At 66.0% G+C, this 18,410-nt stretch carries 17 protein-coding genes and 1 pseudogene; 15 read left to right on the top strand and 3 right to left on the bottom strand.

Annotated features, from left to right (window positions below; genetic code table 11):
* Positions 1 to 17: 17 nt before the first annotated feature.
* Positions 18 to 854 carry an NADPH-dependent 7-cyano-7-deazaguanine reductase QueF gene (gene queF, locus ODI_RS14095; RefSeq protein WP_082985242.1) on the bottom strand — a complete coding sequence of 279 codons (837 nt, stop codon included), beginning with the start codon at positions 852 to 854 and terminating at the stop codon, positions 18 to 20.
* A gap of 306 nt (positions 855 to 1,160) precedes the next feature.
* Between queF and aceA the strand changes: the two genes are divergently transcribed.
* The 11 genes and pseudogenes from aceA to ODI_RS14040 all read left to right on the top strand — a co-directional run bounded on the left by aceA (position 1,161) and on the right by ODI_RS14040 (position 10,559).
* The gene (aceA, locus tag ODI_RS14090) at positions 1,161 to 2,492 is read left to right on the top strand and encodes an isocitrate lyase (RefSeq protein ID WP_067751512.1); all 1,332 of its coding nucleotides are present in this window, start codon (positions 1,161 to 1,163) and stop codon (positions 2,490 to 2,492) included.
* Positions 2,493 to 2,828: 336 nt separating this feature from the next.
* The gene (locus ODI_RS14085; protein WP_067751510.1) at positions 2,829 to 3,803 is read left to right on the top strand and encodes a Bug family tripartite tricarboxylate transporter substrate binding protein; all 975 of its coding nucleotides are present in this window, start codon (positions 2,829 to 2,831) and stop codon (positions 3,801 to 3,803) included.
* 141 nt (positions 3,804 to 3,944) lie between these two features.
* Positions 3,945 to 4,913, top strand: coding sequence for a P-type ATPase (locus ODI_RS14080; RefSeq protein WP_231968059.1), 969 nt, complete (start codon positions 3,945 to 3,947; stop codon positions 4,911 to 4,913).
* Positions 4,914 to 4,920: 7 nt separating this feature from the next.
* Positions 4,921 to 5,061, top strand: a pseudogene (ccoS, locus tag ODI_RS22545) (cbb3-type cytochrome oxidase assembly protein CcoS); the annotation flags it as partial.
* A gap of 152 nt (positions 5,062 to 5,213) precedes the next feature.
* The gene (gene ccoN, locus ODI_RS14070; protein ID WP_067751937.1) at positions 5,214 to 6,698 is read left to right on the top strand and encodes a cytochrome-c oxidase, cbb3-type subunit I; all 1,485 of its coding nucleotides are present in this window, start codon (positions 5,214 to 5,216) and stop codon (positions 6,696 to 6,698) included.
* Positions 6,699 to 6,711: 13 nt separating this feature from the next.
* Complete coding sequence (ccoO, locus tag ODI_RS14065) at positions 6,712 to 7,371, top strand: cytochrome-c oxidase, cbb3-type subunit II (RefSeq protein ID WP_067751504.1); 660 nt, start codon at positions 6,712 to 6,714, stop codon at positions 7,369 to 7,371.
* Entirely contained in the window at positions 7,368 to 7,556 is a 189-nt protein-coding gene (locus ODI_RS14060; RefSeq protein WP_067751501.1) for a cbb3-type cytochrome oxidase subunit 3, read from the top strand. The genes ccoO and ODI_RS14060 overlap by 4 nt, the downstream gene beginning before the upstream one ends.
* Positions 7,553 to 8,509 carry a cytochrome-c oxidase, cbb3-type subunit III gene (gene ccoP, locus ODI_RS14055; RefSeq protein ID WP_067751498.1) on the top strand — a complete coding sequence of 319 codons (957 nt, stop codon included), beginning with the start codon at positions 7,553 to 7,555 and terminating at the stop codon, positions 8,507 to 8,509. Before ODI_RS14060 ends, ccoP begins: the two co-directional genes overlap by 4 nt.
* Positions 8,506 to 9,987 (top strand): cytochrome c oxidase accessory protein CcoG, encoded by a 1,482-nt coding sequence (gene ccoG, locus ODI_RS14050; RefSeq protein ID WP_082985222.1) that lies wholly within the window; start codon positions 8,506 to 8,508, stop codon positions 9,985 to 9,987. Before ccoP ends, ccoG begins: the two co-directional genes overlap by 4 nt.
* 32 nt (positions 9,988 to 10,019) lie before the next feature.
* Positions 10,020 to 10,259 (top strand): hypothetical protein, encoded by a 240-nt coding sequence (locus ODI_RS14045; protein ID WP_067751496.1) that lies wholly within the window; start codon positions 10,020 to 10,022, stop codon positions 10,257 to 10,259.
* 51 nt (positions 10,260 to 10,310) lie between these two features.
* On the top strand, positions 10,311 to 10,559 hold the full coding sequence (locus tag ODI_RS14040) for a hypothetical protein (RefSeq protein ID WP_067751493.1): 249 nt from the start codon (positions 10,311 to 10,313) through the stop codon (positions 10,557 to 10,559).
* 84 nt (positions 10,560 to 10,643) lie between these two features.
* On the opposite strand, the gene fnr is transcribed toward ODI_RS14040, so the two are convergent.
* Together fnr and ODI_RS14030 are read right to left on the bottom strand one after the other, a co-directional pair.
* Positions 10,644 to 11,369 (bottom strand): fumarate/nitrate reduction transcriptional regulator Fnr, encoded by a 726-nt coding sequence (fnr, locus tag ODI_RS14035; protein WP_067751931.1) that lies wholly within the window; start codon positions 11,367 to 11,369, stop codon positions 10,644 to 10,646.
* Positions 11,370 to 11,659: 290 nt separating this feature from the next.
* A complete protein-coding gene (locus ODI_RS14030; RefSeq protein WP_067751490.1) occupies positions 11,660 to 12,562 on the bottom strand; it encodes a LysR family transcriptional regulator in 903 nt (300 codons plus the stop codon).
* Positions 12,563 to 12,689: 127 nt separating this feature from the next.
* Between ODI_RS14030 and ODI_RS14025 the strand changes: the two genes are divergently transcribed.
* The 4 genes from ODI_RS14025 to clpB all read left to right on the top strand — a co-directional run bounded on the left by ODI_RS14025 (position 12,690) and on the right by clpB (position 18,343).
* The gene (locus tag ODI_RS14025; protein WP_067751487.1) at positions 12,690 to 14,864 is read left to right on the top strand and encodes a malate synthase G; all 2,175 of its coding nucleotides are present in this window, start codon (positions 12,690 to 12,692) and stop codon (positions 14,862 to 14,864) included.
* 120 nt (positions 14,865 to 14,984) lie between these two features.
* The gene (locus ODI_RS14020) at positions 14,985 to 15,272 is read left to right on the top strand and encodes a YlcI/YnfO family protein (RefSeq protein WP_067751928.1); all 288 of its coding nucleotides are present in this window, start codon (positions 14,985 to 14,987) and stop codon (positions 15,270 to 15,272) included.
* Positions 15,269 to 15,598: a type II toxin-antitoxin system RelE/ParE family toxin gene (locus ODI_RS14015; RefSeq protein ID WP_067751484.1), complete on the top strand. Its 330-nt coding sequence runs from the start codon at positions 15,269 to 15,271 to the stop codon at positions 15,596 to 15,598. Before ODI_RS14020 ends, ODI_RS14015 begins: the two co-directional genes overlap by 4 nt.
* 141 nt (positions 15,599 to 15,739) lie before the next feature.
* Complete coding sequence (gene clpB / locus ODI_RS14010) at positions 15,740 to 18,343, top strand: ATP-dependent chaperone ClpB (RefSeq protein WP_067751481.1); 2,604 nt, start codon at positions 15,740 to 15,742, stop codon at positions 18,341 to 18,343.
* Positions 18,344 to 18,410 lie beyond the last annotated feature (67 nt).

The following is an 18,410-nucleotide window of genomic DNA, read 5'->3' as shown; positions in this document are numbered from 1 at the left end:
CCTCGCAGCGGGCTTTCTCATTGCTGGGGCGTGCGCAGGTCCGCGGGCGGCAGGTGGTCGGCGGTGCCGCGCCAGGGATTGATGTCCAGGCCGCCGCGGCGCGTGTAGCGGGCATACACGCTCAAGGACGTGGGCTGGCAGCGCGCCAGGATGTCCAGGAACATGCGCTCCACGCACTGCTCGTGGAAGCCGCTGTGCTGGCGAAAGCCCACGACGTAGCGCAGCAGGCTTTCCCGGTCGATGGCCGGGCCTTCATAGGACACCTGCACCGTTGCCCAGTCCGGCTGGCCGGTGACGGGACAATTCGATTTCAGCAGGCGCGACAGCAGGGTCTCGCGCACGACGCCGCGCGCCGCGTCCACCGCCAGCAGCTCGGCTGACGGTGCGTACTGGTCGATTTCGACATCCAGGCCGTCCACGCACTCGCCCTCGGGCTCGCCCAGCGTCAGTTCGCCATAGGCGGCCGGCAGGATCAACTCGACCGCGACGGGGGCGCCAGCCGCAGCCGACAGGTCGGCGGCGATGCGCGCGCGCACCGTATCCGCGTCCGCCATGCGGGTCTGGTTGTAGGAGTTCAGGTAGAGCTTGAACGACTTGGACTCGATCAGGTTCGGGCTCTCGGCCGGCACGACGCAGCGGGCCAGGGCGACCTCGGGCTTGCCGCGCGCATTCAGCCAGGACACTTCATAGGCATTCCAGAGGTCCACGCCGGCAAACGGCAGCGGCGCGTCGGCGGGCAGGCCCAGTTCGCCTCGTGCGCCCGCGCGGGCAATCGGGAAGAGCAGGGCGGGATCGTATTGGCTGGGGTAGCCCACGGTCTGGCCCAGCGGGGCGTGTTGCAAATCAAGCGTCATGGTGAGGGTCGCGGCAAAAGCGTGTGAGGCCATTGTACCGGCAGCCCCTCGTTTTCCACATCGTGAAAGCTGTGATCCGACAGGTGAAAATGGATGATGCGCCGCAGCGCAATGGCATTTCATGGCAGGAAAATGCTTTTCACAATACGGTTAATTTTTTTCAAGTGTTTGTTTTCAATGGAATAAATTTTTCGTCTTGTAGATGACTTGCTGCATTTGCGCAACGCAACACAGGAATAGACTTTCTCCCATGCCCGCTGCACCGGGGCGACGGTTTTCAACCCTCACCGCAACAGGAGAAAGACCATGAGCAACCGTGAAAGCGACATCCGTGCCCTGCAGCAATCCTGGGCCGAGAATCCCCGCTGGCAAGGCATCAAGCGCGACTACGCCGCCGCCGAAGTGGTGCGCCTGCGCGGCTCCTTGCAGCCCGAGCACACGCTGGCCCGCCGTGGCGCCGAGCGCCTCTGGGCATCGCTGCACAGCGAGCCCTTCGTGAACTCCCTTGGGGCGCTGACCGGCAACCAGGCCATGCAGCAGGTCAAGGCGGGCCTGAAGGCCATCTACCTGTCGGGCTGGCAGGTGGCCGGCGACGCCAACCTGGCCGGCGAGATGTATCCCGACCAGTCGCTGTATCCCGCCAATTCCGTGCCGCAGGTCGTGCGCCGCATCAACAATGCGCTGCAACGCTGCGACCAGATCCAGTGGATGGATGGCAAGAACCCGGGCGACCCGGACTACATCGACTACTTCGCGCCCATCGTGGCCGACGCCGAGGCCGGCTTCGGCGGCGTGCTGAACGCCTATGAACTGATGAAGGCCATGATCGACGCGGGCGCCGCGGGCGTGCACTTCGAAGACCAGTTGGCCTCGGTGAAGAAGTGCGGCCACATGGGCGGCAAGGTGCTGGTGCCCACGCGTGAAGCCGTGTCGAAACTGGCCGCCGCACGCCTGGCCGCCGATGTGTCGGGCGTGCCCACCGTGTTGCTGGCTCGCACCGATGCCGACGCCGCCGACCTCGTGACCAGCGACGTGGACGACAACGACCAGCCCTTCCTGACCGGTGAGCGCACCGCCGAAGGCTTCTTCCGCACGCGTGCCGGCATCGAGCAGGCGATCTCGCGTGGCCTGGCCTACGCGCCGTATGCCGACCTGATCTGGTGCGAGACGTCCACGCCGAACCTGGAGTACGCCCGCAAGTTCGCCGACGCGATCCATCGCCAGTTCCCGGGCAAGCTGCTGGCCTACAACTGCTCGCCCTCGTTCAACTGGAAGAAGAACCTGGACGACGACGTGATCGCCAAGTTCCAGCGCGAGCTGGGCGCCATGGGCTACAAGTTCCAGTTCATCACGCTGGCGGGCTTCCACGCGCTGAACTACGGCATGTTCGAGCTGGCCCACGGCTATGCCCGCCGCCAGATGAGCGCCTTCGTCGAACTGCAGCAGAAGGAGTTCGCCGCGGTCGACAAGGGTTTCACCGCGGTGAAGCACCAGCGCGAGGTGGGCACGGGTTATTTCGATGCCGTGACGCAGACCATCGAGGGCGGCAAGTCCTCGACCACGGCGCTGACCGGCTCGACCGAGGAAGCCCAGTTCGAGCACGGTGAACCGCGCACGCCGGCGCGCCTGATCGCCTGACGGCGTCGCGTCTCGCAAGACCGCAGGGCCGCCCGGGCATGTCGGCGGCCCTGCCGCATGCAGGCTGCAGGTCGGGCTGCTCGCGGGGCTTGGCACTCGCCTCTTGAAAATACGAAATGGCTCCATTTTTTCATTCTTGAGCCTCATTCCGGTAGTCCGTGAATAGGATCAGGCAATGATGAAGAGTCTTCGGTCTGTTGCGTCCAGGCCACTCTCCCCACGAGGCGGCCCCCCGCATCCAAGGGTTAGCGATAGCTCGCCGCTCAAAAAGAGGGCTCTTATACTGCCAGCGTCCAAAAAGTCATACGACAACATACAACACACTGAGGAGATGTCATGACCCTGGATCGTCGCCAATTCCTGGCCAGTTCGGCCGCGCTGGCCCTGAGCGGCCTGAGTCTTCCGCTGCATGCCCAGAACTGGCCGACCCGGCCCATCCGCCTGGTCGTGCCCTATCCGCCGGGCGGGTCGTCTGACATCATTGCCCGCCTCATCAGCGAGCCGCTGGCGGCCGAACTGAAGCAGACCGTGGTGGTCGAGAACAAGCCCGGCGCCAATGGCAACCTGGGCGCGGGCCTGGTGGTGCAGTCCGCCAGCGAAGGCCACAGCCTGCTGCTGTGCGATGTCGGCGCGCTGGCCATCAGTCCCTCCGTCTATACCAAGCTCACCTTCGATCCTTCCAAGGACCTGCGCGGCGTCAGCATGCTGGCCTATTCGCCGCACGTGCTGGCGGTGCATCCCGACTTCCCGGCCAAGACCCTGGCCGAGATCGTCGAGCTGTCGAAGACCCGCCGCGTGAACTTTGCCGTGACCGCCATCGGCAGCGCGCCCCACCTGGCCGCCGTCGCCGTCGAGCAGGCCACCGGCGCCAAGTGGGAATACGTGCCCTACAAGGGCGGTTCGCAAGCCCTGACCGATACGGTGGGCGGCCAGACCGACCTCATCATGAACGGCCTGCTGGCCACGCTGCCGCACATCAAGAGCGGCAAGCTGCGCGCCATCGCCATTTCCAAGGCCGAGCGCATGGAACTCGTGCCCGAGATTCCCACGATCTCGGAGCAGGGCGTGAAGGGCTTCGAGTCGGGTACCTGGCAGGGCATCATGGCGCCGTCGAACATGAGCGACGCCACTGCCAAGCTGGTGTCCGAGAAGCTGGGCGAGATCATCAATCGCCCCGACATCAAGCGCAAGCTGGGCGAGCAGGGCGCCGAAGTCGTGGTGCGCCCGACCAAGGAGCTGGACGCCTTCTTCGTGAAGGAACGCGACCGCTGGGCCACCATCGTCAAGAGCGCCGACATCCGCCTGGATTGACCGGCGCGCCTCGCGCGCGGGGCGCGGGGCGTACGATACGCAGGGAAGCACGGCCGGGCGCATGCCCGGCCGTGCTGCTTTCCGCCGCGCACTTGACCTGCATCAAGGCGTGCGCAGGCTGGCACTTCTACGATGCCAGTCATGCTGCTATCTCTCTCTATCCCGCACGCGCAACTGCCGCAGGCCGAGCGCCTCGCGCGCCGCCGTCTGCTGGTCCAGCTGGGCCTCGCCTGGCTGGTGATGATGCAGGTGATGATGCTGGCCTTCCCGGCCTACCTGCGCCATGACGGAATGGAGCCCGAAGGGCTGGCCGTGCTGGACTGGGCCATCTTCCTGATGAACTGGGCCAGCCTCGTGCTGACCGCGCCCGTCATCGTGTACTGCGCGCTGCCCATCTGGCAGGGCGCCTGGGCATCCTTGCGGCGCGGCCGCATCGCCATGGACGTGCCTGTGGCGCTCAGCATCGTCGCGTCCTTCGTGCCCAGCGTGCATGCCACTTTCGCGGGCCGCGGCGAAGTCTATTTCGAATCCGTCTCGATGTTCGTCGCCTTCCTGCTGACGGCGCGCTACCTGGCGCTGCGCGCCCAGCAGACGAGCCGTCTGCTGGGCGAGGGCGGCTGGAAGGACGCGGAACGCGTCCGCATGAGCGCGCGCGCCGACCACGTGGCCACGCTCTTCGTCGCGGTCCAGGTGCTGGCCGCGCTGGCGGTAGGGGCGCTGTGGTGGCATCTGGATCCCGCGCATGCCCTGCCGGTCACGGTGTCGCTGCTGGTCATGAGCTGTCCCTGTGCGCTGGCGATCTCGGTGCCCACGGCGCTGGCGGTGGGTGACGCGGCACGGTTGCGCGCGGGCCTGCCGGTGTCGCAGGCCGATGGCTATTTCGCCGCGGTGCGCCGCGTGGCCGCGCAGAACGTCTACGGTTCCCTGGCCTGGCACGTGCTGGCCTTTCCGATCGCCGCGATGGGCTGGGTCACGCCCTGGCTGGCGGCGCTTGCCATGCTGCTGTCGTCGCTTGCGGTGGCGGCCAATGCATGGCGTCTCTCGCGCCATCCCGCGCTGGCCAGCCCCGTGCCCGCGCTTGCCGTCCTGCGCGCGGGCTCCTCTGCCTGACCGCGCCATGGAAATCCTTTATCTGCTCCTGCCCGTGTCACTGGTCTTCGTGCTGGTGATCGGCGGCTTCTTCTGGTGGGCGGTTTTCTCGGGCCAATACGACGACCCCGAAGCCGCCGGCAAGGCCATCCTGCTTGACGACGATGACGCGCACGCAACGCCGCGCGGCGAGGTTCCCGGCAAAGAATCCCCTGATGGGATCAAGGTTGATTCTTGTCAATGCGGCCAGCGTTGCGCACGCGCATCATCATCGACGTAAGCATTCGTATCTATCGTGTTTTCCTGGGAAAGGGGATGACCATGAGCGTCCGCGCGGCAAGCGCGAACAGTGCCGAGACCTTCAATTACGGGGTCGTTCGGCAATTCGCCATCATGACAGTGGTCTGGGGCATAGTCGGCATGGCGGTGGGCGTTCTGATCGCCGCGCAGCTGATGTGGCCCCAGCTCAATTTCGACACGGCCTGGCTGAGCTACGGCCGCCTGCGCCCGTTGCACACCAATGCGGTGATCTTCGCCTTCGGCGGCAGCGCGCTGTTCGCGACGTCCTACTATGTCGTGCAGCGCACCTGTCAGGCACGGCTCTTCTGTGGCCCGCTGGCCGCCTTCACGTTCTGGGGCTGGCAGATCGTCATCGTCGCGGCCGCCATCTCGCTGCCGCTGGGCTTCACCAGCGGCAAGGAATACGCCGAGCTGGAATGGCCCATCGACATCCTGATCACCCTGGTCTGGGTGGCCTATGCCATCGTGTTCTTCGGCACGATCATGAAGCGCCGTTCGGCCCACATCTACGTGGCCAACTGGTTCTTCGGCGCCTACATCCTGACCATCGCCGTGCTGCACATCTTCAACAACCTGGAGGTTCCCTTCGGCTGGATGAAGTCGTACTCGGCCTATGCCGGCGTGCAGGACGCCATGGTGCAGTGGTGGTACGGGCACAACGCGGTGGGCTTCTTCCTGACCACCAGCTTCCTGGGCATGATGTATTACTTCATCCCGAAGCAGGCCGGCCGCCCGATCTTCTCGTACCGCCTGTCCATCGTCCACTTCTGGGCGCTGATCTTCACGTACATGTGGGCCGGTCCCCACCACCTGCTGTACACCTCGCTGCCTGACTGGACCCAGTCGCTGGGCATGACGTTCTCGCTGATCCTGCTGGCGCCTTCGTGGGGCGGCATGGTCAACGGCATCATGACCCTGTCGGGCGCCTGGCACAAGCTGCGCACCGATCCCATCCTGAAGTTCCTCGTGGTGGCGCTGTCGTTCTACGGCATGGCGACCTTCGAGGGCTCGATGATGTCGATCCGCACGGTCAACGCGCTGTCGCACTACACCGACTGGACCATCGGCCACGTGCACTCCGGCGCGCTGGGCTGGGTCGCGATGATCAGCTTCGGCTCGCTGTACTACCTGATCCCGCGCCTCTATGGCCGCCAGTCCATGTACAGCACCCGCGCCATCGAACTGCATTTCTGGGTCGCGACCCTGGGCGTGGTGCTCTACATCGCCGCGATGTGGATCGCCGGCGTCATGCAGGGCCTGATGTGGCGCGCCACCGAAGCCGACGGCACGCTGACCTACAGCTTCGTCGAAGCCGTGAAGGCCACCTATCCGTTCTATGGCATCCGCCTGCTGGGTGGCGCCATGTTCCTGGGCGGCGTCTTCATCATGGCCTGGAACACCTGGATGACCGTGCGGCGCGCAACGCCCGTCGACCCGCCTATCGGCGCCGATGTCCCGGCCCCGGCCCCGGCCCCCGCGCCGCAACCCGCCCTGGCGCAGGCTTGAGAAGGAGGCGAACATGGCTGACCATCAGCAACACCAACAACACGGTTTCTTCTCGCACGCCACGCTGGAGAAGAACATCGGCTGGATGATCATCTGCGTGATCATCGTGATCTCCTTCGCGGGCCTGGTGCAGATCGTCCCGCTGTTCTTCCAGCACTCGACTACCCAGCCGACCCCCGGCGTCACGCCTTACTCGCCGCTGCAATTGATGGGCCGCGACATCTACATCCGCGAAGGTTGCGTGGGCTGTCATTCGCAGCAGATCCGCATGCTGCGTGCCGAAGTGCAACGCTACGGCCCGTACTCGCTGGCTGGCGAGACGGTGTTCGACCATCCCTTCCAGTGGGGCTCGAAGCGCACCGGGCCGGACCTGGCCCGCGTGGGCGGCCGCTACTCGGATGACTGGCACCGCATCCACCTGCGCGATCCGCGCGCCGTGGTGCCCGAGTCGAACATGCCGGGTTACCCGTGGCTGGCCAGGACCCCGCTGCAGCCGCAGTCCGTCGTACCGCGCCTGAATGCGCTGCGCACCCTGGGCGTGCCTTATTCGCAGGAAGAGATCGATGCCGCGCCGCAGGCCCTCGAGGGCAAGAACGAGGAAGACGCGCTGGTCGCCTATCTCCAGAACCTGGGCGTGGGCGTGCGCGAAGCCAGCCAAGGAGTGCAGAAATGATCGGCGTCATCAACGGCTTCATGACGGCGCTGGGCTTCCTCACCTTCATCGGGATCGTGTGGTGGGCCTTCTCGCGGGGCCGTCAGGGCGCCAACCGCGAATCGGCCATGTTGCCGTTCGCCTTGCCCGACGAGTTCGCCGACCAGGTCGGCGTGGAAAAGCGTAACGAGGAAAAGCAGTCATGAGCGATTTCGTCAACGGCTTCCTGGGCTATTACATTGCGGTGATCGCACTGGGCGGCATTGCCTGGTGCCTGTGGCTGCTGTTCTCGCAGCGCGCCTGGCTGGCGCGCCGCCCTCCCGGCCAGGACGGGGAGGAAATGGGCCACGTGTGGGACGGCGACCTGCGCGAGCTGAACAATCCGGTGCCGCGCTGGTGGACCTGGATGTACCTGCTGCTGTGCCTGGTCGGCCTGGGCTACCTGGCGCTGTATCCGGGCCTGGGCACCTACCAGGGCCTGCTGGGCTACACCACGGCGCAGGAAGTGCAGAAGGACGCCGAGGCCCACGCGGCCAAGGTGGCGCCGCTGTACGCCCGCTATGCCTCGATGGACGTGCCGGCGATCGCCGCCGACGCGGGCGCCATCGACATGGGCCAGCGGCTGTTCCTGAACACCTGTGCCCAATGCCACGGTTCCGACGCCAAGGGCAGCCCCAGCTTCCCCAACCTGACCGATCGCGACTGGCTGTACGGCGGCGAGCCCGACACGATCATCGCCAGCATCACGAACGGCCGTCATGGCATGATGCCGCCGCACAAGGAAATGCTGTCGGCCAGCGACGCGACGGACATCGCGCACTACGTCCGTTCGCTGTCGGGCCTGGCGCATGACCAGATCCGCGTGATCCGCGGCAAGCGTGGCTACGAAGGCACGTGCGCGGCCTGCCACGGCGCCGACGGCAAGGGCAACCCGATGCTGGGCGCGCCCAACCTGACCGACGACGTGTGGCTGTATGGCAGCTCCGAGCGCACCATCGTGCAGACCATCATGGAAGGCCGCGAGAACCGCATGCCGGCCCATGACAAGGTGCTGACGCCCGAGCAGATCCGCATCGTGGCCGCCTGGGTCTGGCGCCAGTCGAATGACCCGTCCACCGCACAAGCTGCCACGCCGTCCGCCGTGGAGTCCAAGCAGTGAGCAACGCCAGCGCATCCGACTCAGCGAGCCGTCCCGCTCCTGCCGCCATCGCGCGCAAGAGGCGGGGCGGCGAAGCCACCCTCAGCGCCGACTCGCTCGAGCAGACGCTGGCCGACGTACGGCGCAAGATCTATCCGCGCTCGGTCAGCGGCTTGTACGCACGTTGGCGGATCGCGCTGGTGTTCCTGACGCAGTTCCTGTACTACGGCCTGCCCTGGGTGAACTGGAACGGCCGCCAGGCCGTGCTGTTCGACCTGGGCGCGCGCAAGTTCTACATCTTTGGCATGGTGTTGTGGCCGCAGGATGTCATTTATCTTGCGGTGCTGCTGGTGATCTCGGCGCTGGCGCTGTTTCTCTTCACCGCCGTCGCCGGCCGCCTGTTCTGCGGCTACGCCTGTCCGCAGACCGTCTACACCGAAATCTTCATGTGGATCGAGCGGCGCATCGAAGGCGATCGCGTCGCGCGCATCCGCCTCGATGGCGACCCCTGGTCCGTGCGCAAGGTACGCATCAAGGCGACCAAGCACGCCGCCTGGCTGCTGGTGGCGGGGTGGACGGGCTTCACTTTCATCGGCTATTTCGCGCCCATGCGCGAGCTGGGCAGCGCCCTGGCGGCGTTTTCCCTGGGGCCCTGGCAGTGGTTCTGGATGGTGTTCTACGCTTTCTGTACCTGGGGCAACGCAGGCTTCCTGCGCGAACAGGTCTGCAAGTACATGTGCCCCTATGCGCGCTTCCAGAGCGTGATGGTCGACCCGAACACCTGGGTCGTCACCTATGACCAGCAGCGCGGCGATCCGCGCGGCGGGCGCTCGCGCAAGATCGACCACCACGCGCAGGGCCTGGGCGATTGCGTCGACTGCAGCCTGTGCGTGCAGGTTTGCCCCACCGGCATCGATATCCGCGACGGCCTGCAATACATGTGCATCGGCTGTGGCGCCTGTGCGGATGCCTGTGATGCGGTCATGGAGAAGATGCAATACCCGCAAGGCCTGATCCGCTATGCGTCGGAACGTTCGGTGCAGGACAAGCTGACGCCCGCGCAGGCGCGCCGCCAGTTGTTCCGTCCGCGCGTGCTGATCTATTCAGCTTTGATCCTGGTGCTGGTGGCCATCTTCCTGGGATCGCTGGCAACCCGCACGCCCTTGCGCATCGACGTGATCCGCGACCGGGCGTCGCTGGGCCGCGAAGTGGCGGGCGGGCTCATCGAGAACGTCTACCGCCTGCAGCTCATCAACGTGTCGGAAGGCGACATGACGCTCACGTTGCGCGCCGAAGGCCTGCCTGGCCTGACCGTGCAGAACGGCGGCGCCATCCATCTCGACCCGGCATCGAACCGCCTCCTGCCCGTGGTGCTGCAGGTGCCCGCGCAGAATCTCGAACCCGGTCCCCATACCGTGCATTTCCGCGCGCAAGCGCAAGACGCCGACGGGCGCACCATCGAGCTGGAAGAAAAGGCCAGCTTCATCGTGCCGCGCTGAATCCGCTGACTCGATACTCCTGGAGAACCCTCATGGCCCATGCCAATTCCGCGACGTCCTCTTCCAACCCCTGGTGGCGCGAGCCCTGGCCCTGGCTTCTGATGGCAGGTCCGTTCCTTGCCATCGTGGGGTGCGCCATCACGATCTTCCTGGCCTTCCAGTCCTACGGCGACCAGGCGATCTATGACGGGGGCGTCAAGCGCGGCCTGAAGGTCGAGAAGGCCGCCGAGGCGCAGGTCCCCGTGCCGGCACGTCCGGCCGGCGCGCAGTAAGCGCCCGATCAGGCAAGCACGCAGTCGCGATCACGACGACAGGAGAAGAACATGGGATGGCGTTCGCTGATGTGGATCGTATGGCCCTCGTTCATGGCCGCGGCGGCCACCACCGCGGTGGTGTTCGCGCTGGTGGATCCGCTGGATATCGTGGTGTTCGGCTATGTGCCGGTGTCGCGCCAGGCAGGCTATTCGGCCGGCTTCTTCCTGTTCTGGGGCATGGCCACGTTCTCCAGCGCGCTGTCCCTGTTCCTGTCGCGCGGCAAGCTGGCGGACGAGGACGACGAAGGGGATTGTTGAGTCGTTGAAAGCGCCGATGAAAGAAGGGACCACGTGGTCCCTTTTTTTGTCATGGCAACACGCGGCCCCCTGGCCGCGCGGGCTTCAGCACTCCTGGCCGAAGACCTGCTGCAGCGCGGCCATGTCGAGGATGCGCACTTCACGAAGATGGATGTGGATGATGCCTTCGCGGGCAAAGCGCGACAGCAGGCGGCTGACGGTTTCCAGCGTCAGGCCCAGGTAATTGCCGATTTCCTCGCGGCTCATGCGCAGGATGAACTCGGTGGACGAATAGCCCAGCGTGGAGAGCCGCTGCGACAGGTTCAGCAGGAAGCCCGCCACGCGCTGTTCCGAGCGCATCGAACCCAGCGTCAGCAGCATCTGTTGCGAGCGGCTGATTTCCTGGCTCATCAGGCGGCGGATCTGGCTTTGCAGCGAGGGCAGCAGGCGGCCGACGCGGTCGATGTCATCGATGCGGATCACACAGACCTCGGAGTCTTCCATGGCGATCGCGCTGGAGACGTGGCGGTGCTGGCCGATGCTGTCCATGCCGACGATCTCGCCGGGCAGATGGAAGCCCGTGATCTGCAGGTCGCCTTCGGATTGTTCGAGCTGCGTGCGCAGCGAGCCGAAGCGCACGGCATAGACGGCGTCGAGTTCGCTGCCCAGCGTGAAAAGCGGACGGCCTTTTTCGACGCGGACGCGATCCTTGACGAGGTCGTCGAGCTTGCCGAGATCGGTGGCCGGCATGCCGATGGGCAGGCACAGATGGCTCAGCATGCAGGAAGAACAGCGGGGGGAATCAGCGGGAACGGGGACTCGAATATGCATGGCGGAAAGCACTACGGTATCAGGTCAGGCAAGGCGCCGGGGGATGGCGCAGGAAGTGACACATGTCCCACGTCAAGCTTGATGCAATTGTAATGCCGCGGACGAGGGCTGTCTTGACGAATAGGCCTGGTTTCTGGACCTTTGGCGTCGGTTCGCAACAGCTTAAAAGAAACTCGGGACACAGCGCGACCCTGGACCCGTGCATGGGCGTTCAAACACGCGATGAAACGCGCGGCGACGGCCCTTGGACGGTCTGGTGGAATCGGGAGGGGGGCGGGCAGGAAAAAAGGTCAGGTCCACCCCGCTTGCGTGGCATAGGCGTCTTTCAGCCAATCGACGAAAACACGCACGCGCGAAGGCAGGTGCTTGCGTTCGGGCAGGATGGCGAAGATGCCGTTGGGGGGCGCGTGGTAATCGTCCAGCACGGTGACGAGGCGGCCGGCTTCGAGGTCTTCGCGCACTTCCCACACTGAGCGCCACGACAGGCCTTCGCCTTCGAGCGTCCACGCGTGCAGCACGCTGCCGTCGTTGCACTCCATGCCGCCGCCGCCACGCAGGGCGATGTTGCGGCCATCCAGGTTGAACAGCCAGCCGCGCGATTGATTGCCGCGCGTGCCGAAGGACAGGCAACGGTGTCGCGCCAGGTCGTCGGGATGTTCGGGCGTGCCGTGGCGCGCCAGGTAGGCGGGCGAGGCCACCACGACGCGGCGGTTGTCCGCCAGCCGGATGCCCACGAGGCCCGAGTCCACCAGGTCGCCGATGCGGACCGCGCAGTCGACGCGCTCTTCGATGAGATCCACCAGGCGGTCCGTCAGGTCCAGCGTGATGTGCAGATCGGGATAGGCGCGCGCGAAACCCGGCAGCAAGGGCGCGACGTGGCGGCGCCCGAAGCCGGCGGGGGCGGAGATGCGCAGGGGACCGCTGGGCTGGCGGCTGCCTTGCGAGATGAGCGCTTCGGTGTCTTCCACGTCGCGCAGCAGGCGGCGCGCTTCCTCGAGATAGGCCGTGCCTTCGGGCGTGATGGACAGGCGGCGGGTGGAGCGCGCGAGCAGCTTCACGCCCAGGCGGGCTTCCAGCGCGTCGATGCGCCGGCCGATCATGGCCGGGGCTACGCCTTCCGCGCGGGCGGCAGCGGAGAGGCTGCCCAGCGTGGCGACGGCCACGAAGGTGCCCATCTGCTTGTAGCGGTCCATGCGCCTGTTTTTATAAAAAGTAAAAGATGAAGCTATCTTTATAACCTTTTTCTCTGCATTCATGGCTCGTACACTGCCTGCAGCGGGCGGGATTTCCGCCCTCATTCCAACTGATAGGAGCGCCACCATGTCCGCACGCAACAACCGCCATGGCCTGCAAGTCGCCGAGGTTCTCGACCGCTACGTGGAGGAGGAGGCCCTGCCGGGCACCGGCGTGGACAGCGCGGCGTTCTGGCAAGGCTTCTCGGCGCTGGTGCACGATCTGGCGCCGCGCAACCGCCAGCTGCTGGCCGAGCGCGACCGCCTGCAGGCCGAACTGGATGGCTGGCATCGCGCGAATCCTGGCCCGGTCCGGGACATGCCGGCCTATCGCGCCTTCCTGACGAAGATCGGCTATCTGCGTCCCCAGCCCGGCAGCGTGTCGGCGGGCAGCACGCAGGTCGACGAGGAAATCGCCGTGCAGGCCGGTCCCCAGCTGGTGGTGCCCGTGTCCAACCAGCGCTACGCCCTGAATGCCGCCAATGCGCGCTGGGGCAGCCTGTATGACGCGCTGTACGGTACCGACGCCATCCCCGACAGCGAGGGCGCGCGCGGCGGCGACTACAACCCGGCGCGTGGCCGCGCCGTCATCGCGCGCGCGCGTGCGTTCCTGGATCTGGCCGCGCCCTTGGCCAAGGGCTCGCACGCCGATGCCACGGGCTATCGCGTGGAGAGCGGCAAGCTGCTCGTGGCGACCGCCGCCGGCGACACCGGCCTGGCGCGCCCCGAGCAGTTCCGCGGCCATCAGGGGGATGCCGCTGCGCCCACGGCGGTGCTGTTGCGCAACAACGGCCTGCATGCCGAGATCCAGTTCGACGCCAAGCACCCCATCGGCAAGACCGATGCCGCAAGCATCAAGGACGTGGTGCTGGAAGCCGCGCTGTCGACCATCATGGACTGCGAGGACTCGGTCGCGGCCGTGGACGCCGACGACAAGACGCATGTCTATCGCAACTGGCTGGGCCTGATGAAGGGCGACCTGACGGAAGAAATGTCCAAGGGTGGCAAGACCTTCACGCGCCGCCTGAACCCCGACCGCGAATATATCGGCGCCGATGGCGGCAAGCTCGTGCTGCACGGCCGTTCGCTGCTCTTCGTGCGCAACGTGGGGCACCTGATGAGCAATCCCGCCGTGCTGGACCGCGATGGCAACGACATCCCGGAAGGCATCCTGGATGCGGTGATGACCACGCTGGCGGCCATGCATGACCTGAAGCGCAAGGGCAACTCGCGCACCGGCTCGGTCTACATCGTGAAGCCCAAGATGCACGGCCCGGACGAGGTGGCGTTCGCCGACGAGATCTTCACGCGCGTGGAAGACCTGCTGGGCCTGCCGCGCAACACCGTGAAGCTGGGCATCATGGACGAGGAGCGCCGCACCAGCGTGAACCTGAAGGCCTGCATCCAGGCCGCGGGCGCGCGCGTGGCGTTCATCAACACGGGCTTCCTGGACCGCACAGGCGATGAAATGCACTCGGTGATGGAAGGCGGCGCCGTGCTGCGCAAGGGCGACATGAAGACCACGCCCTGGATCACGGCTTATGAACGCAGCAATGTGCTGGTGGGGCTGGACGCGGGCCTGCGTGGCCGCGCGCAGATCGGCAAGGGCATGTGGGCCATGCCCGACCTGATGGCCGCGATGCTGGAACAGAAGATCGGCCATCCGAAGGCAGGCGCCAACACCGCCTGGGTGCCGTCGCCCACTGCCGCCACGCTGCACGCCTTGCACTACCACCAGATCAACGTGCAGTCGGTGCAGCAGGAACTGGAGAAGACCCGCCTGGCCGACGTCAGCGATGAACTGCTGGACGGCCTGCTGACCATCCCGGTGGCGCCCGAGGCCAAATGGGCGCCCGAGGACATCCGCCGCGAGCTGGACAACAACGCGCAGGGCATCCTGGGCTATGTGGTGCGCTGGGTGGAGCAGGGCGTGGGCTGCTCGAAGGTGCCCGACATCAACGACGTGGGCCTGATGGAAGACCGCGCGACGCTGCGCATTTCCAGCCAGCACATCGCCAACTGGCTGCGCCACGGCGTGGTCACCGAAGACCAGGTGCGCGAGACCTTCGCGCGCATGGCCAAGGTGGTCGACGGCCAGAATGCAGGCGACCCGGCGTACACGCAGATGGATGGCCGCCACGAGGCGTCGTTCGCCTATCGCGCCGCCACGGCATTGGTGTTCGAAGGGTTGGCGCAGCCCAATGGCTATACCGAGCCGCTGCTGCACAAGTTCCGGCTGGCGTACAAGGCGGCGCAGGGCTGATCGGCACGCGAAGCCGTCTGGCAAGCAGGGCAAGCGGCGACAAGCCGTTTGCCCTTTTTTTGTCCTGGCATTCACGCCCGGAAACTTGAGCGTGCAACGCGATTGCAGCACAATGACTGGATGAAGACCGCCATCATTCCTCAAGTCCGTGTCGAGCCCGCCCTGCGGACGGAGCTCGAGTCCGTCCTTCGCGAAGGCGAGACGCTCTCGGAGTTTGTTGAAAGCACGGTGCGGGATGCCGTGGCGTTCCGGCGTGACGAGGCCTTGTTCCATGCTCGCGGCGAAGCTGCGTGGCGGGCGTATCAAGAGACGGGCGTCTCCGTTCCTGCAGGACAGGTCCTGCAGGAACTTCATGACATGCTCGACGCCAAGCGGCGGGTGCTGTTGCAGAAACACGACGGCGCATGAGTTATGCGGTGGCATTCGCCCCGAGCGCGCGGGCGGATATCAAGCGCCTGTATGTCCACCTCCTTGAGCGCGCTGACACCCTGGAGGACCTGGCTCTTGCGGAGCGTGCACTGGCGGCAATCGAGACGGCGGTGCAGGTTCATCTGTCGCGCACGCCGTTCATCTATCGGCCAGCCCCGGGGCGCCAGGCTTTGCGCAGGGAGCTGATCATTCCTTTCGGCGCGACAGGCTATGTGGCGCTCTACGAGATCGCTCGGCCCGGCTTCGTACTGGTGCTGGCCGTCCGGCACCAGCGGGAGCAGGATTATGGCGCGGCCTCAAGGTAGGGGGCACGGGGGGGAGCCCGAGGTGTGGTGAGCAAACCACGTCAAGGACATCGATTTTGACCACTGGCAGTTGAAATCCAGCCAAGGCGCCCGCATGTTGAATGCATCGGGACATCCGTCCCCCCTTTACTGATATCCGCCATGCGATTCGACAAACTGACGACCAAATTCCAGCAGGCGCTGGCTGACGCGCAGAGCCTGGCCGCCCGCAACGACCATCCCTATATTGAACCCGTCCATGTGCTGGCGGCGCTGCTGGCCGACGCCGACAGCGGCGCGGCCGCCTTGCTGGCACGCGCTGGCGTGGCCGTGAACCGGCTGCAGCCCGCGCTGGAAGCCGCCCTGAAAGGCCTGCCGCAAGTGCAGACCGACGAAGGCAACGTCCAGGTCAGCCGCGAGCTGCAAGGTGTGCTCACGCGCACCGACAAGGAGGCCGCGCGCCGTGGCGATGCCTATATCGCCAGCGAGCTGTTCCTGCTGGCCCTGGCCGACGACAAGGGCGAGGCCGGCCGCATCCTGAAGGATGCCGGCCTGCAGAAGAAGGCCCTGGAAGCCGCCGTGGACGCCGTGCGCGGCGGCTCCGCCGTCAGCGACCAGGCGGGCGAATCGAACCGCCAGGCGCTCTCCAAGTACACGCTGGACCTGACCGAGCGTGCCCGCGAAGGCAAGCTCGACCCGGTGATCGGCCGCGACGACGAAATCCGCCGCACCATCCAGATCCTGCAGCGCCGCACCAAGAACAACCCCGTGCTGATCGGCGAACCCGGCGTGGGCAAGACCGCCATCGTCGAAGGCCTGGCGCAGCGCATCGTCAACGACGAGGTGCCGGAATCCTTGCGCGGCAAGCGCGTGCTGTCGCTGGACCTGGCCGCGCTGCTGGCGGGCGCCAAGTTCCGCGGCGAGTTCGAGGAACGCCTGAAGGCCGTGCTGAAGGAGCTGGCGCAGGACGACGGCAGCAACATCGTCTTCATCGACGAGCTGCATACCATGGTGGGCGCGGGCAAGGCCGAAGGCGCGATGGATGCGGGCAACATGCTCAAGCCGGCGCTGGCGCGCGGCGAGCTGCACTGCATCGGCGCGACCACGCTGGACGAATACCGCAAGTACATCGAGAAGGATGCCGCGCTGGAGCGCCGCTTCCAGAAGGTGCTGGTGGGCGAGCCCGACGTCGAGTCCACCATCGCCATCCTGCGCGGCCTGCAGGAGCGCTATGAACTGCACCACGGCGTGGACATCACCGACCCGGCCATCGTGGCCGCGGCCGAGCTGTCGAACCGCTACATCACCGACCGCTTCCTGCCCGACAAGGCCATCGACCTGATCGACGAGGCGGCCGCGCGCATCCGCATGGAGATCGACTCCAAGCCCGAGGTCATGGACCGGCTGGACCGCCGCATCATCCAGTTGAAGATCGAGCGCGAAGCGGTCAAGAAGGAAACCGACGATGCCTCGCTGCGCCGCCTGGGCGTCATCGAGGAAGAGCTGGAGAAGCTGCAGCGCGAGTACAACGACTTCGAGGAAATCTGGAAGGCCGAGAAGGCCGCCGTGCAAGGCACGCAGGCCATCAAGGAAGAGATCGACCGCGCGCGCGCCGAGATGGCCGAGCTGCAGCGCAAGGGCCAGTTCGACAAGCTGGCCGAGCTGCAATACGGCAAGCTGCCCGAGCTGGAAGCGCGCCTGAAATCGGCGGAAGCCAGCGACGCGCAACCGGACAAGGCCGATGCCAAGGATCGTCCGCGTCTCTTGCGCACGCAGGTGGGCGCCGAGGAAATCGCCGAGGTCGTGTCGCGCGCCACGGGCATTCCGGTGTCCAAGATGATGCAGGGCGAGCGCGACAAGCTGCTGAAGATGGAAGACTTCCTGCATCGCCGCGTGGTGGGCCAGGACGAGGCCGTGACGCTGGTGGCCGATGCCATCCGCCGTTCACGCGCCGGCCTGGCGGACCCGTCGCGTCCCTATGGTTCCTTCCTGTTCCTGGGCCCCACGGGCGTGGGCAAGACCGAGCTGACGCGTGCGCTGGCCGACTTCCTGTTCGACTCGGAAGACCACTTGGTGCGCATCGACATGAGCGAGTTCATGGAGAAGCATTCGGTGGCGCGGCTGATCGGCGCGCCGCCCGGGTACGTGGGCTACGAGGAGGGCGGCTACCTGACCGAGGCCGTGCGCCGCAAGCCCTACAGTGTGCTGCTGCTGGACGAGGTCGAGAAGGCGCATCCGGATGTCTTCAACGTGCTGCTGCAGGTGCTGGACGATGGCCGCCTGACCGACGGCCAGGGCCGCACGGTGGACTTCCGCAACACCGTCATCGTGATGACCTCCAACCTGGGCTCGCAACAGATCCAGAGCATGACGGGCAAGCCCTACGAAGTGATCAAGGATGTGGTGTGGGAAGAGGTGAAGCTGCACTTCCGCCCGGAATTCCTGAACCGCATCGACGAGGTGGTGGTGTTCCACGGACTGGACAGCCAGCACATCGAGTCCATCGCCCGCATCCAGCTGCAGCGCCTGGCGCAGCGCCTGGAGAAGCAGGAGATGCGCCTGGAGGTGTCGGATGCCGCGCTGGCCGAAGTGGCGCGCGCGGGCTTCGATCCGGTGTTTGGTGCGCGGCCCCTGAAGCGCGCGATCCAGCAGTTGATCGAGAACCCGGTGGCCAAGCTGATCCTGGAGGGCAGGTTCGGCCCGAGGGACGTGGTGCCGGTGGACGTGCAGGACGGCAAGCTGGTGTTCTCGCGGACCTTGCAGTAAAGCCGGCCCTCAGGTCGCGTGAACGAAAAAGCCTGCCCGGGCGACCGGGCAGGCTTTTTTCCGTGAG

This window comes from Orrella dioscoreae (genome assembly GCF_900089455.2).
Taxonomy (GTDB): domain Bacteria; phylum Pseudomonadota; class Gammaproteobacteria; order Burkholderiales; family Burkholderiaceae_B; genus Orrella; species Orrella dioscoreae.
This window is presented reverse-complemented; position numbering and strand designations above follow the sequence as displayed.

Excerpts from the sequence above, each read along its gene's own strand:
- queF (WP_082985242.1), bottom strand. The coding sequence starts at position 854 with ATGACGCTTGATTTGCAACACGCCCCGCTGGGCCAGACCGTGGGCTAC.
- aceA (WP_067751512.1), top strand. The coding sequence starts at position 1,161 with ATGAGCAACCGTGAAAGCGACATCCGTGCCCTGCAGCAATCCTGGGCC.
- ODI_RS14085 (WP_067751510.1), top strand. The coding sequence starts at position 2,829 with ATGACCCTGGATCGTCGCCAATTCCTGGCCAGTTCGGCCGCGCTGGCC.
- ODI_RS14080 (WP_231968059.1), top strand. The coding sequence starts at position 3,945 with ATGCTGCTATCTCTCTCTATCCCGCACGCGCAACTGCCGCAGGCCGAG.
- ccoN (WP_067751937.1), top strand. The coding sequence starts at position 5,214 with ATGAGCGTCCGCGCGGCAAGCGCGAACAGTGCCGAGACCTTCAATTAC.
- ccoO (WP_067751504.1), top strand. The coding sequence starts at position 6,712 with ATGGCTGACCATCAGCAACACCAACAACACGGTTTCTTCTCGCACGCC.
- ODI_RS14060 (WP_067751501.1), top strand. The coding sequence starts at position 7,368 with ATGATCGGCGTCATCAACGGCTTCATGACGGCGCTGGGCTTCCTCACC.
- ccoP (WP_067751498.1), top strand. The coding sequence starts at position 7,553 with ATGAGCGATTTCGTCAACGGCTTCCTGGGCTATTACATTGCGGTGATC.
- ODI_RS14045 (WP_067751496.1), top strand. The coding sequence starts at position 10,020 with ATGGCCCATGCCAATTCCGCGACGTCCTCTTCCAACCCCTGGTGGCGC.
- ODI_RS14040 (WP_067751493.1), top strand. The coding sequence starts at position 10,311 with ATGGGATGGCGTTCGCTGATGTGGATCGTATGGCCCTCGTTCATGGCC.
- fnr (WP_067751931.1), bottom strand. The coding sequence starts at position 11,369 with ATGCATATTCGAGTCCCCGTTCCCGCTGATTCCCCCCGCTGTTCTTCC.
- ODI_RS14030 (WP_067751490.1), bottom strand. The coding sequence starts at position 12,562 with ATGGACCGCTACAAGCAGATGGGCACCTTCGTGGCCGTCGCCACGCTG.
- ODI_RS14025 (WP_067751487.1), top strand. The coding sequence starts at position 12,690 with ATGTCCGCACGCAACAACCGCCATGGCCTGCAAGTCGCCGAGGTTCTC.
- ODI_RS14020 (WP_067751928.1), top strand. The coding sequence starts at position 14,985 with ATGAAGACCGCCATCATTCCTCAAGTCCGTGTCGAGCCCGCCCTGCGG.
- ODI_RS14015 (WP_067751484.1), top strand. The coding sequence starts at position 15,269 with ATGAGTTATGCGGTGGCATTCGCCCCGAGCGCGCGGGCGGATATCAAG.
- clpB (WP_067751481.1), top strand. The coding sequence starts at position 15,740 with ATGCGATTCGACAAACTGACGACCAAATTCCAGCAGGCGCTGGCTGAC.